Annotated in this window: 14 protein-coding genes; 7 read left to right on the top strand and 7 right to left on the bottom strand. The window is 61.8% G+C overall.

Annotation, left to right across the window (positions count from 1 at the left end; all coding sequences use genetic code 11):
- Positions 1-259: 259 nt before the first annotated feature.
- Both ACG33_RS06715 and ACG33_RS06710 read left to right on the top strand, forming a co-directional pair.
- The gene (locus ACG33_RS06715) at positions 260-652 is read left to right on the top strand and encodes a DUF302 domain-containing protein (RefSeq protein ID WP_083536516.1); all 393 of its coding nucleotides are present in this window, start codon (positions 260-262) and stop codon (positions 650-652) included.
- Between the two features lie 125 nt (positions 653-777).
- Positions 778-2,067, top strand: a complete 1,290-nt coding sequence (locus tag ACG33_RS06710) for an NAD(P)/FAD-dependent oxidoreductase (RefSeq protein ID WP_066919782.1) — start codon at positions 778-780, stop codon at positions 2,065-2,067.
- Positions 2,068-2,206: 139 nt separating this feature from the next.
- Here ACG33_RS06710 and ACG33_RS06705 read toward each other — a convergent pair whose 3' ends face one another.
- The 3 genes from ACG33_RS06705 to ACG33_RS06695 all read right to left on the bottom strand — a co-directional run bounded on the left by ACG33_RS06705 (position 2,207) and on the right by ACG33_RS06695 (position 4,219).
- Positions 2,207-2,506, bottom strand: coding sequence for a hypothetical protein (locus ACG33_RS06705; RefSeq protein WP_066919780.1), 300 nt, complete (start codon positions 2,504-2,506; stop codon positions 2,207-2,209).
- Between the two features lie 119 nt (positions 2,507-2,625).
- Positions 2,626-3,966 carry a type II toxin-antitoxin system HipA family toxin gene (locus ACG33_RS06700; protein ID WP_066919777.1) on the bottom strand — a complete coding sequence of 447 codons (1,341 nt, stop codon included), beginning with the start codon at positions 3,964-3,966 and terminating at the stop codon, positions 2,626-2,628.
- A 1-nt stretch (position 3,967) separates the two neighbouring features.
- On the bottom strand, positions 3,968-4,219 hold the full coding sequence (locus tag ACG33_RS06695) for a helix-turn-helix domain-containing protein (RefSeq protein ID WP_066919775.1): 252 nt from the start codon (positions 4,217-4,219) through the stop codon (positions 3,968-3,970).
- Between the two features lie 244 nt (positions 4,220-4,463).
- Here ACG33_RS06695 and ACG33_RS06690 point away from each other — a divergent pair, with 244 nt between their 5' ends.
- The gene (locus ACG33_RS06690; protein WP_066919773.1) at positions 4,464-4,724 is read left to right on the top strand and encodes a ribbon-helix-helix domain-containing protein; all 261 of its coding nucleotides are present in this window, start codon (positions 4,464-4,466) and stop codon (positions 4,722-4,724) included.
- Between the two features lie 4 nt (positions 4,725-4,728).
- Positions 4,729-5,049 (top strand): type II toxin-antitoxin system RelE/ParE family toxin, encoded by a 321-nt coding sequence (locus ACG33_RS06685; RefSeq protein ID WP_066919771.1) that lies wholly within the window; start codon positions 4,729-4,731, stop codon positions 5,047-5,049.
- A gap of 695 nt (positions 5,050-5,744) precedes the next feature.
- Here the strand turns inward: ACG33_RS06685 and ACG33_RS06675 are convergent.
- The 3 genes from ACG33_RS06675 to guaA form a co-directional block, all read right to left on the bottom strand.
- Positions 5,745-6,050: a HigA family addiction module antitoxin gene (locus ACG33_RS06675; RefSeq protein ID WP_066919767.1), complete on the bottom strand. Its 306-nt coding sequence runs from the start codon at positions 6,048-6,050 to the stop codon at positions 5,745-5,747.
- Positions 6,051-6,061: 11 nt separating this feature from the next.
- On the bottom strand, positions 6,062-6,340 hold the full coding sequence (locus ACG33_RS06670) for a type II toxin-antitoxin system RelE/ParE family toxin (RefSeq protein WP_066919765.1): 279 nt from the start codon (positions 6,338-6,340) through the stop codon (positions 6,062-6,064).
- A 398-nt stretch (positions 6,341-6,738) separates the two neighbouring features.
- Positions 6,739-8,343: a glutamine-hydrolyzing GMP synthase gene (guaA, locus tag ACG33_RS06665; protein WP_066922939.1), complete on the bottom strand. Its 1,605-nt coding sequence runs from the start codon at positions 8,341-8,343 to the stop codon at positions 6,739-6,741.
- A 110-nt stretch (positions 8,344-8,453) separates the two neighbouring features.
- Here guaA and ACG33_RS06660 point away from each other — a divergent pair, with 110 nt between their 5' ends.
- Positions 8,454-8,681: a hypothetical protein gene (locus ACG33_RS06660; RefSeq protein ID WP_066919763.1), complete on the top strand. Its 228-nt coding sequence runs from the start codon at positions 8,454-8,456 to the stop codon at positions 8,679-8,681.
- Here the strand turns inward: ACG33_RS06660 and guaB are convergent.
- Entirely contained in the window at positions 8,674-10,140 is a 1,467-nt protein-coding gene (guaB, locus tag ACG33_RS06655; RefSeq protein ID WP_066922936.1) for an IMP dehydrogenase, read from the bottom strand. The genes ACG33_RS06660 and guaB overlap by 8 nt on opposite strands.
- A 254-nt stretch (positions 10,141-10,394) precedes the next feature.
- On the opposite strand from guaB, the gene xseA reads away from it, so the two are divergent.
- Both xseA and ACG33_RS06645 read left to right on the top strand, forming a co-directional pair.
- Positions 10,395-11,990 carry an exodeoxyribonuclease VII large subunit gene (xseA, locus tag ACG33_RS06650; protein WP_083536515.1) on the top strand — a complete coding sequence of 532 codons (1,596 nt, stop codon included), beginning with the start codon at positions 10,395-10,397 and terminating at the stop codon, positions 11,988-11,990.
- A 74-nt stretch (positions 11,991-12,064) separates the two neighbouring features.
- The gene (locus ACG33_RS06645; protein ID WP_066919761.1) at positions 12,065-12,949 is read left to right on the top strand and encodes a M23 family metallopeptidase; all 885 of its coding nucleotides are present in this window, start codon (positions 12,065-12,067) and stop codon (positions 12,947-12,949) included.
- Positions 12,950-12,992 lie beyond the last annotated feature (43 nt).

Genomic DNA, 12,992 nt, shown 5'->3' with positions numbered 1-12,992 from the left:
ACCTATTGCTGCGAGAGTTCACGGGATGCACCCTCTGGATTTGAGTTGCGGAGAGCAGGATGTGTAGGACGTTGCCACGCCGCTACGGCACTCACTCGATCTACAATGCGGAGATCACTTTGTTAGACTGCCCTCCAACCACGGCCCTGCCCTTCAGCGGTGAGTCGCGGCTACCCGTGCCATGGTCGTTCGATGAATTTCCCGGCGGGACGCATATGTTGTTCCGGTCCGGAATTTCCGGATCCGCCGGACCTGCGTCGTGAATATTACCTATGGATTTGGAAAGGTTGTCGGACTCCCGTTCGATCAGGCCATTGAGCGCGTCACACAGCTCTTGCGGAACGAGGGATTCGGTGTTTTGACGGATATCGATGTCGCAGCGACTTTCAAGAAGAAGCTGGGCAAAGATATATCCCCATATCGAATTCTCGGGGCGTGTAATCCGACCCTGGCCGATCGGGCAATCGCCTTGGAACCCTCGATCGGGCTGCTGCTACCGTGCAATGTCCTCGTGCGCCAGGATGAGAAGCAACAGGTTCATGTTGAATTCATGGATCCCATTGCGGTGCTCGCTCTTGTCCAACGGGCCGATGTCGAACCTGTTGCACGCGAAGTACGAGCCAGGCTGGAGCGAATCTTAGAGGCGCTGTAATAGGTGGCATCCAATTCAGCTCGGCGTTCGCGCAATGCGCGCCGTGGATCCACATATGTTCGGCAGTATCCGAAATCTCGGAACGCCTGTGAAGTTGACGCAACTTTGAGCTGCTGGAGGCAACGATGGCACATGTAATCGTCATGGGTGCTGGTATCGGTGGAGTTCCGGCGGCGCTTGAACTGCGCAAGAAGCTCAGCAAGAAACATCGCGTCACATTGATCGGCAGTTCACCGTACTTCGAGTTCACCCCGTCGAACCCCTGGATCGCCGTGGGTTGGCGAAAGCCCGACAATGTGCGCGTGGACTTGCGATCGCCCATGGATAAAAAAGGCATCGCATGGATACCGCAGCTCGTGCAATCGATCGATGCGTCGACGAACACGCTCAGTCTCAACAACGGGCAGGTGGTCAGCTACGATTATCTGGTGATCGCTACCGGCCCTAAGCTCGCCTTTGAGGAAGTGCCGGGACTCGGTCCTGACGGACACACGCACTCCGTCTGTACACAGGCTCATGCGATGGCCGCATGGACGGCATACCAACACTTCGTGACAGACCCAGGACCGGTCGTGATCGGCGCCACACCCGGTGCCAGTTGCTTCGGACCCGCGTATGAGTTCGCAATGATTCTCGACACCGATCTACGCAAGCGTAAAGTGCGTGACCGAGTGCCGATGACCTTCGTCACAAGCGAACCCTATATCGGTCATATGGGCCTCGGCGGCGTGGGCGATAGCAAGGGCCTGATGGAGTCTGAGCTGCGAAAACGGGATATCAAATGGATAACAAACGCCAAAATCCTCGCAGCCTCGGCAAACCAACTGAAAGCGACCGAGGTGAATGAGGACGGTCAAGTCCGCAAGGAACACGAGTTGCCGATCAAGTTCTCGATGGTGATCCCGGCCTTCAAGGGCATAGATCCTGTCGCGGCGGTACCAGATCTGTGTAACCCGCGCGGACTCGTATTGATCGATGAGTATCAGCGCGCCAAGGCATATCGAAATATTTTTGCCGCCGGCGTCTGCGTCGCCATCCCTCCTGTCGAATCGACCCCGGTGCCAGTCGGTGCGCCCAAAACAGGTTACATGATCGAGTCGATGGTGAGCGCAATCTGTGAAAATATCGCCGCGGAACTCGCTAACAAGCCGGCGCAAGCGCGCGCAACATGGAATGCGATCTGCCTGGCCGATTTCGGCGACACTGGCGCGGCGTTCGTCGCCTTGCCGCAGATTCCACCTCGCAATGTGACGTGGGCGAAAGAAGGCAAATGGGTGCATCTGGCAAAGATCGCTTTCGAGAAATACTTCTTGCATAAGGTGCGGACCGGTTCGGTAACACCCATCTACGAGAAGTATGTACTCAAGGCACTCGGGATTGTATCGCTACGCGAGGTGCACAAGCAGGAGGAGTAATCCCCATTTTCAGCAGGGCTGAGAAGTAGGATTTCCGCCAGCGCCTCGGCAATGCGTTCGCTGACCAGCCGACTCGCGCGCCATCCGAAAACGCCGCGGCGGAAGCGCTTCGTGAATTCCCAGTCGCCGGCCTTGCCCATCACGTCGCCGGATACAGCTTCGGAAACCAGTGCTCGACGACGTCGATCGGGAAACCCAGCCGCAAAGGCACCTTGTGCGAACCCGACGTGAGCAGGCGTTTTTCGAGCAGAGCGGAAATCACGCGACGCGCCGTACGCTCACTCGTGTCGATCGACTTCGGAACGCGCCGGCGCTCCAGCTCTCCTGCAAGCAACGCTTCGCGCGGCACGGTGAAGCTTCGCTTCGGTGGTCGCTCCGCACTCTCCTCATCGCGCACGTAAAGTTCCTTGCGACGCTGGAGTTCTGATGGATCGAGCAACTCTCGCCTGTAGCGGATCTGGTCGAGGCAGGTCTCCAGAAAGAACCTTCGACCTTATCGTCGATCAGATTGCATCTTCGTGCTCGAACTTGCCCCGGAACGCCCTGCTCTTCGCCTGCTTACGGCGCCATCCCACCAAGTGTTCTGGCCGCCTGCTCAAGCCCGCCCAGGATGGCATCGCAGACACGCGATGAGAAGCCCTGTGGCAATTCGGCTTGCACTTCGGCAATGGCCGCGGGAGTACGAGCCAGAAGTTCTTCGATGATCGGCTCAGCGGTCGATGCGTAGCCAACCTTCTGCGCCGTGCTGTTGAAGTGCCTGCGCTGGACATCTTGCATCTCGTAGTGCCGGTTCTTGCCGAGCAAGGCCATCGCCAACTTGATCCCATACGGCGACCACTGGTTGGGACCATCGCCCAACACCGGGTACACCGACATCACATCGTACAGCGGCGTCAACTGGAAACGACCGCGTGCCAGAAGCTGGATGCTGAAATTCTTGGCATGGCCATCGGGCGCCCGCAGCAACCAGAACAGCACCTGCGCCGCCATCAACGTCCTCATGTCGGCCTCGGCGTTTACCGATTGCCGCAGCGTGCCGAACAGAGCCTTGAGCCCTGGACCGCCCTCGTTCTCATACTTGCGCAATGGCGAGCAGCCCTCGACCTGGCAAAAGTCTTCCTGTGGCAGACGCATGAGCCATTGCCCATTGGGTGCTGCGCGCCGGTCGAAACGCTCCACCACCAGCACACGTTGCCGGCCGAAGGTCGCGATGCTGGCATCGGCCACGGGCAATCCGTAGGCTTTCAGCACCCGCAAGCACAGCCATTCGTTATCGACGGACGTGCTGAAGTCCGCCCGCCGCCCACCCATCAAGCCGAGCGGAAGCTTGAAGATGTGGCTCGTCGGTGTGGCGCCACGCGGCGCCAGCCATTGCCCGCCCCACCACAGGAAAGCCGTCTTCTCCTGCGCACCGGCCAGCGAGATGCGGAAGTCCGCATCCGGATCTCGGCCCGCAGCGAAGGCCTGCGGCGAAACGGTTTCGATAAGATGCCGCTCGATGTCTTCCTCGGACAGAGGCACGCCCTCGATTTGATCGAAGTCGCTGGGCACCTCATCCTCGTCCAGGATCTGGACTGCGCCGACGCAATCGCGCCCGATGGCCTTCAGCAAGTCGAACGGCTCGGTCGAGCCCGTCCTGAATCGCTCGGCTACGCGGCGTCGGATCGCATCGCTGTCCGGCAACAGGTTGTCGAAGTAATTGGCGACCTTCTCACCCTTGACCGGCAGGTTCTGCAGATTGAACGGCAGCGATAACGACAGCGGTCGGCCGATATCAGCCCCCATCCAGCCCGAATCGTACTGCAGTTCCACCTCGCCGCGAGCGGGAATCGTCCATCGGCCCACGCGAAGACCGTTGGTCCAAATGGACAGGCTGCGGCTGTGCGATCGACGCCCCATGTCACCAATCCGTGGTCGCCGTCGACACTGCGGCCTTGGCCCGCGTCCCCACGGCCAACTCCAAGCCCAGCGCTGCACACCATGCAAGGAGTTGCTCCACGCTCAGCTCGTGGGCATTGAGTTCGAGATGAGAGACACGCGACTGGCTTAAGCCGATACGGCTAGCCAGGGCCGACTGGGTCAGCCCTTGGGCCTTACGCGCGGCCTGCAGCATCGACCCAAGTTGGCCGGCGGTGACCAGAGGATGTGACATCGCTCGCACAGTGAGTACCCGCAAATCAGATAAACGCAATATAACCGAATTACAGATATTAGTAAAATATCTGTAATTCAACTATAAAAAGATGAGAGCCCATGAATATCAAGTTGGCTTAAGTAGCTCCACAGCGAGCCACTGCATCCTCCGCGAAGCGCTAGACGGCGGCGGAACTGCCGGGTCTTGCCTATGTATTCAACTTTAATTATATTGAATACGAGACGATAATAGGAATTGAGTCATGTCCCGAACCACCACGACGACCATGACGGTTCGCCTCAGCGGCGCTCTCAGCGACTTCGTCGCTGCGAACGTCGGTGAGCATGGCGCCTACGAGAACGTCAGCGAATACATGCGGGATCTGATTCGCCGCGACAAGGAACGCCAAGAGAAGGAAGCGTTCGAGCGGCTGAAGGCCGAACTGACCCATGCCTATGCGGCCCCGGAATCCTCGTATCAGCGATTGACCGCGGCGGAGGTCATCGCGCGCAACCAGACCTGACGGCGTGACTAACGTTCACGTCCGAGTCCAGGAGTCGGCCTCGTACCGACTGGATGAGATCTACCGCTACACGAGGGACCGCTGGAGTACTCGGCAGGCCAACCAGTACATCACCGGCTTGTTCGAGGCATTCGACGGCATCGAAACCCGCAAGACGAAATCCAAGCCCATCCCAGCCGAGTTCGGCATCGAGGGCTACTTCTTTCGGCACGAAAAGCACTTCGTCTACTGGCGCCGCCTCTCAAACGGCGATATCGGCATCGTAACGATCCTGCACGAGCGGATGCATCAGATTGATCGCTTCCGGGAAGATTTCGGCGTGTGAAGCTACGTTGATCGTGACCCTAGATGTTCGGCGCCTGGGACGCCGACATCCACTGTCGAACCGCCCACCTACGCCGCCGACACATCGAATCGAACCGATCCCTTGAATGAGTGCGAGAACCGGAAATGGGATCCGAATGCGAAAAGTTCGTCATTCCACTCGATCGTCAACAGCTCTTGCAAGCCGTTGATTCGCTTGGCCAACGCGTCGCACCGCGCTGGCTTTACCGTCAGATATACCGCCACTTCGAGTGAGATCTCCGAGCGCAGCTTCCACCATCGATCGATATCTATCGAGAACAGTCGGCGCGTCCGCCGTGGCCAGCTTTCGAAATCCATCGCGGTCTATCGCTTCGCCGCACGCGATCGCGCAGCAAGACGCAGCCCGTCGGGGCACTTGAGTCGGGATCGAGAAGGGGGTGGCATCAAACGGCATAAACTGTTGTCGCCACTAGCTTTTCAGGCGATTCTTTTACCGTCACGACACGCCCTTCACGGGTAACACGGGGCTGCCAGGACAACATCGCTGCTGTTGGCGTGGCGAAGCCGCGCTCGCCGCCTGCGCCCATGGTGACCGTGGCATCTGACATTCGGCGAGATGGCGATATTTGCTGTTCAGTGAAGATCAGCGACGCCCAGTTGCGAGGGCAGGACGTCTCTCACCTCTCGATCGGGCGCGGTATCGAGCGCGGACGGTCACGAGGCGACCGGGTGAAGGACGCGGATCCTCGGCGCGAGCTTCGCGCGCAGTTCCCGATCTGCGACCCGCATGTCGTACTCGGATTGCAGGTTCAGCCAGAACCTGGGCTCCATGCCGAAAAAGATCCCGAGCCGAAGCGCGGTGTCCGCCGTGATGGGCCGCTGCCCGTTCACGAGCTCGCTGATCCGGCTCGGCGAGACGTCGATGTCCGCCGCGAGCTGGCGAGCGCTGACGCCCATGGGCTTCATGAAATCCTCCAGCAGGATCTCGCCGGGATGAATCTCCTCGAGCAACTTGGGCATGTTTCGAACTCCTAGTGGTAGTCCACGATCTCGACGTTGTGCGCTCCATCCGACTTCCAGACGAAACAGATCCGCCACTGGTCGTTGATGCGAATGCTGTGCTGACCCTTGCGGTCGGCCCTCAGCGCCTCCAGCCGGTTGCCCGGCGGGATTCGCAGGCTGGCAAGCTCGGTGGCGGCGTGGATCTGGAGCAACTTACGCCTCGCGACGCGCTCGATGTTGCGGAAGCGGGATACCGAGCGGCTGTGAAACAAGGCCTCGGTATCGGCGCACGCGAATGAGCGAATCATGCAATATGATGATCCGCGTTAGAGATTCCGTCAAGCGGAACCTATGGCCCGGAACCAGACCACCGCACGGCGGTCCGGCACCCTGAAATCGGCAGCGCCGGCCCGAGCGTCCTGGGCCTGGGGTACTGATCGAGCTTGGTTGTCGTTCGAACCGTTATCGAAGGCCCGCAGCCGTGCCGGTCGCGCCGTAGTCCGACGCTTTCTCGCGGAAATACGTACCTACAACCAAGGCCCCGACGCGCGCCACGGGACCTTTCCCCAACCGAACTCAAGGAGACGATCAAGTGCTGCCGAACACATCGTAAGGCGCTTCGCCCGCGGCGCCCCTTTCCTATCGCGGCTTGCGCGCCGCCCGACGACGAGGCTGGAGACAGCCCCGGCGGGCTGTCTCGACCCCCTCACTCCCACTCGATCGTTGCCGGCGGCTTGCTGGAAATGTCGTATGTCACTCGCGAAATGCCATCGACCTCGTTGATGATGCGGCTGGCGACCCGTTCCAGGAATTCATATGGCAGGCGCGACCAGCGCGCCGTCATGAAGTCGATCGTCTCGACCGAACGCAGGGCGATGACGTACTCATAGCGTCGGCCATCCCCCATGACGGCGACCGAACGCACCGGTAGAAACACGGCGAACGCCTGGCTGCTGCGATCGTACAAATCGTGCCTGCGCAGTTCCTCGATATAGATGGCGTCGGCCTTGCGCAGCAGATCGGCGTATCGCTTCGTGACCTCGCCCAGAATGCGCACTCCCAAGCCCGGGCCGGGGAACGGATGGCGGTACACCATCTCGCGCGGCAGTCCCAGCTCCACGCCGATGCGACGCACCTCGTCCTTGAACAGTTCGCGCAACGGTTCCAGGAGCTTCAGCTTCATGTTTTCCGGCAGACCGCCGACATTGTGGTGACTCTTGATCATCTGTGCCTTGCCGGCACGGACAGTGCCGTCGGGCATCTTGATGCCGGCACCGGCGGATTCGATCACGTCCGGATAGATCGTGCCCTGTGCCAGCCAGTGAATGCCCTGCAGCTTCGCTGACTCCTCCTCGAACACCTCCACGAACAGGCGGCCGATGATCTTGCGCTTGCGCTCGGGAGCCTCCTCGCCCTTGAGGGCCTCCAGGAAGCGTTCCTCGGCATTGACCCTGATCACCCTCACACCCATGTGCCTGGCGAAGGTCTCCATCACCTGATCGCCCTCTCCCTGGCGCAGCAGGCCGTGATCGACGAATACGCAGGTCAGCTGCCGGCCGATGGCCTGGTGCAGCAGCGCCGCCACCACCGAGGAGTCCACGCCTCCGGACAGGCCCAGCAGCACATGATCGGAGCCCACCTGTTCACGCACTCGTGAGATCGAATCGGCGATGATGTTGTCCGCGTCCCAGCGTGCCTCGCAACCGCAGATCTCTCGCACGAAACGCTCCAGCAACTGCATGCCCTGCAAGGTATGAGTCACTTCCGGATGGAATTGCACACCATAGTAGCGACGCGACTCATCCGCCATGGCGGCCAGCGGCACACTGTTCGTGGAACCCGTAGCCACAAAGCCCGGCGGCAGCTCATCGACACGATCACCATGGCTCATCCACACATCCAGCACCGCTCGCCCCTGAGCGTCCGAGTGATCGCGCAGCCCATCGAACAGGCGGCACGGTGCCACCATCGTCACCTGCGCATAACCGAACTCCCGATGCACAGCGGCCGTGACCCGGCCGCCCAGCTGCTGCGCCATGGTCTGCATGCCGTAGCAGATGCCCAGCACCGGCACCCCCAGCTCGAATATCGCATTCGGGGCCGCCGGCGAGTGGATCTGCGTGACCGATTCCGGTCCACCCGAAAGAATCACCCCGCGCGCGCCGAAGGCTCGTACCTCCTCGTCGCTCATGTCCCAGGGATGGATTTCGCAATAGACCCCGCTTTCACGCACCCGCCGTGCGATCAGCTGTGTGTATTGCGCGCCGAAGTCCAGGATCAGAATACGATGTGCATGGATGTCGACGGCCATATCCTTGGCGTCTTTGGCCTTGGAATCAGCCAGGGAATCGGCCGGAGCATCGGATGGATGCGAGTTGTTGCTTATGGGTACGGGCGGGGCGTTCACAGGAAGCCTCTTGGTTGAACGACAACGACAACGACAACGACAACGGTTTGGCTATTCGGCTGTTCGGCTGTTCAGCGGCTCAGCGGTTCGGCGTCACGGCGGCCGGTCGACCCGATCGATGCCTCGGATTACGCCAGGCATGGCACGAACACCGCTGCAAACAGGCGCAACGAACCGCCTGGGTCGACACGAATAAAACCGCACCGGCGAGCGGATCGCATCCGCCCATGAACGTCAGCTGATGCGATAGTTCGGCGCTTCCTTGGTGATCTTCACATCATGCACATGGCTTTCGCGCATACCGGCACCGGTGATGCGTACGAACGACGGACGCGCACGCAATTCCTCGATCGTGCGCGAGCCGGTGTAGCCCATGGCTGCACGCAATCCGCCGGCCAGCTGATGCAGGATGGCCACCAGGGACCCCTTGTACAACACGCGCCCTTCCACGCCTTCCGGGACCAGCTTCTCCAATTCCTCCGTGGCATCCTGGAAGTAGCGATCCTTCGAGCCATGCGACTGGGACATGGCGCCCAGAGAACCCATGCCCCGGTAGGACTTATAGGAAGCACCCTGGTACAGCTCCACTTCGCCTGGGGACTCTTCGGTACCCGCGAACATACCGCCCATCATCACGCAGTGCGCGCCTGCCACCAGCGCCTTGGCGATATCACCGGAATAACGGATGCCGCCGTCTGCGATCAAGGGAATGCCGGTGTTCTTCAAGGCAGCGGCTACATTCGCCACGGCAGTGATCTGCGGCACGCCCACGCCTGCCACGACCCGTGTCGTGCAGATCGACCCCGGACCGATACCGACCTTGACGGCGTCCACACCCGCCTCGACCAGGGCACTGGCGGCATCGGCTGTCACGATATTGCCGCCGATGACTTGCTGGTCCTTCCAGGTGCGCTTGATCTCGCGAATCATCCGCAGCACGCCTGAGGAATGACCGTGCGCGGTATCCACCACGATCACATCCACCCGCGCCTCGCGCAGCGCGGCGACCCGTTCCATCGTATCGGCCCCGGTGCCCACGGCCGCCCCGACCCGCAAAGCACCGCGCTCATCCTTCGAGGCGCGCGGAAACTCGGTGGCCTTCTGGAAATCCTTGACGGTGATCATGCCCTTGAGATTGAACTCCTGGTCGACCACCAGCACCTTCTCGATGCGATGCCGATGCAGCAGCAGCAGCACCTCGTCCTTGGGCGCATTCTCGCGCACGGTGATCAATCGTTCCTGAGGAGTCATGACGGAAGACACCGGCGAATCCAGCTTGGTCTCGAATCGCAGGTCGCGGTGCGTAACGATCCCCACGGCCTTCGAGCCCACCACCACCGGCACACCGGAAATGTTCTTGGAACGCGTCAGCTCCAGCACTTCGCGGATCGTCTTGTCCGGTGAGGTCGTGATCGGATCATGAATGACACCGCTTTCGTACTTCTTGACCCGTCCGACTTCACGTGCCTGACCCACAATAGTCATATTCTTGTGGATGATGCCCATGCCGCCTTCCTGCGCCATGGTGATGGCCAGGCGGGCTTCGGTCACCGTATCCATGGCGGCGGACAGAATGGGCAGATTGAGGCGGATTGTGGGTGTCAGCTGGGAACCAAGATCGGCTTCGCGCGGCAGGAAATCGGAGTACGCCGGCACCAGAAGCACGTCGTCGAAGGTGAGTGCTTCCTCGAGAATACGCATGCTGAAGCTCGCGAGTATCGATGAAAGCACGGCATTGTACGCCTCGTCTAAGTCGCTCGCCATGTCTGCCGAGGATTATGTCTGCCGAGGATTATTCCATGCCGGCTCGGCACCTTCCGAGCGTACGATCCCGGTCGCGCATCGCCGCCGGGAATGTCCCGGGAAACAGTACGCATCCCCAGAAGAATCCCCGGCGATCCTCGCCGTCATTCGCCGCCCTGTCGCTCCTGGCTCCGAACCGGTAGCCTTCGCCCATGGGTCACGATCTCGAATTCGATTTCTCCGCTCCCGCCCCGGCGACGCCATCGGAGCCGGACGCCGGCGCTCCAGGCGTACCCGACTCGGCCGCACCTGGAGTGGCGCCGGGGACAGACTCCGGCAGCGGCGCCGCCACGGCTCCCGGCCTGGCATTCGGATCGAGCCCCGCTGATACCCGCGATATCTACACCCCGGGCCGGCTGAACCGGGAGGCACGCATCCTGCTGGAACATGGACTGCCCTCGCTATGGCTGGAAGGTGAAATCTCCAATCTTTCTCGACCTTCCTCCGGACACTGGTATTTTTCACTCAAAGACGAGTCGGCGCAGCTGCGCTGCGCGATGTTTCGCCAGCGCAATCTCGCCGCCCGCTTCACGCCTCGGGACGGCATGCACGTGCTCGCGCGCGGACGCATCAGCCTGTACGAACCCCGCGGGGACTACCAGTTCATTGCCGAGCACATCGAAGAAGCCGGCGAAGGCGTGCTGCGGCAGCGTTTCGAGGCGCTCAAGACCAAGCTGGCTGCGGAAGGCCTGTTCGACACTGCGCGTAAGCGCCCGCTGCCCAGACTTCCCCGGCGCATCGGCATCATCACTTCTTCCACCGGTGCCGCTGTAAGGGATGTGCTCAACATCCTGCGGCGTCGTTTTCGTTCGATTCCGGTGTTGATCTATCCCGTGCAGGTGCAGGGAGCGGCGGCGGCCGGCCGGATCGCGGCCATGATCCATCTCGCCGGACGCCGCGCCGAGTGTGACGTCCTGATATTGGCGCGAGGCGGCGGCTCGCTCGAGGATTTGTGGGCATTCAACGAGGAAATCGTCGCCCGCGCAATCGCCGCCAGTCCGATTCCGATGATCAGCGGTATCGGCCACGAGGTGGATTTCACCATCGCCGACTTCGTCGCCGACCTGCGCGCGCCGACGCCCTCGGGGGCTGCCGAACTCGTCGTCCCCGACAGCGAAGAATGGGTGCGCAACATCATCGCCCTGACGCAGCGTGCACGCGCCGCCGTCCGGCGCGCGTTGTCGCAGCGGCATGACCGGCTCGCCTGGCTGCAGCGGCGACTGGCACAGCTGCATCCCGGCGTGGAATTACGTCAGCGTGCGCAACGGCTGGACGAGATCGAACAGCGCCTGCTGCGCAGCATGCGTACGCACATCAATGAACGGCGCGCCGGCATGCTGCATCTCGGCGCCGTTCTGCGCCAGCATTCCCCCGCCATGCGTCTGGCCGCGGCACGCGGACGCGTGGACGCAGCCTGTGCCGCCATGTCATCGGCCTTGCGCCAGCGCCTGGAAAGCTGCAACGCAGGTTTCGAAATCGCCGCACGCACGCTCGATGCCGTCAGTCCCCTGGCCACCCTGCGGCGCGGCTATGCCATCGTGACAAATGATGCCGGCAGGGTGGTCACGGACGCACGCGACCTCGCCCGCGGCGCGCTGCTCCATGCCCGCCTCGCCCGGGGTACCGTCCGGGCGCGGGTGGAACACATCGAGGAACCTGCGCCGTCCGCGCCGCTTGAAGCGTCGCCCGAAATCCCATCTCCCTCCGGCAGTCGAGATCGATCCGGCGACAGGAACGCCAAGACATGAATCATTGCAATGATGGCAGCCTCGCCGAAAGATCCGCCAGAATGGGCTTCCGAGCCGCCGCCCCGGGATCCTCAATGACGTCGCTCATGGCCGCGTGCCTGTTGCTGGCGAGCCTTCTGTTCGCCTGGACGCACGCCGTCTGCGCTCAAGAGGCCGCGCCCTGGCTGCCCCGTGAAAGCCGCGTGCCTGGCGGGATCGCGCTGGTGCCGCTTCCAGCGCGGATCGCCGCAGCAGGGCATCGTGCCGGAACGAGCATCGTCGCGCCGGTGGCAAGCTTCGATGGCCGCCGCACCGCCATCATCGCGCAGGGCGATCGCTGGCTTGCCGTCGTGGGCATTCCGCTCAGCGCCAAACCCGGCGAACACAGGCTTGAACTGCGTACCGCGCAGGGTCCGGCGAGCGTAGCCTTCCGGGTCGGCGACAAGCAATACCGCACCCAGCACCTGACGCTGCAGAACCAGCGCCAGGTAAACCCCAACCCGGAGGATCTCGTGCGCATCCGCAAGGAGACCGAACGCTCGGATGCTGCATTGTCCCTGTTCAGCATCGACGGCGCGCCGGCGCTGCGTCTGGATGCGCCGGTGAAGGGGCAGCGTTCGGACTCCTACGGCTCGCGCCGGGTCTTCAACGGCCAGCCCCGCAATCCGCATTCAGGCATGGATATCGCCGCCCCCCGGGGCACGCCGATCCATTCGCCCGCGCCCGGCAGGGTGGTGGAATCCGGCAATTTCTTTTTCAACGGCAATACGCTGTACATCGATCATGGCCATGGCCTGGTCACGATGTACTGCCATCTGGATACGATGCACGTTGGGCTTGGCGACCGGGTGGAGCGCGGTCAGGTGATCGGCACGGTCGGCGCCACGGGCCGTGTCACCGGTCCGCATCTGCACTGGGGCGTGGCCTTGAATCGAGCCATGGTGGATCCGGCATTGTTCCTGATGGACGCCGGTTCATAAGCCCGGCCCCAAAATCCAGAGCGGAAATTCGGATCGAATCCGC

This window comes from Steroidobacter denitrificans (genome assembly GCF_001579945.1).
In the GTDB taxonomy this organism is placed as follows: Bacteria; Pseudomonadota; Gammaproteobacteria; order Steroidobacterales; family Steroidobacteraceae; genus Steroidobacter; species Steroidobacter denitrificans.
This window is presented reverse-complemented; position numbering and strand designations above follow the sequence as displayed.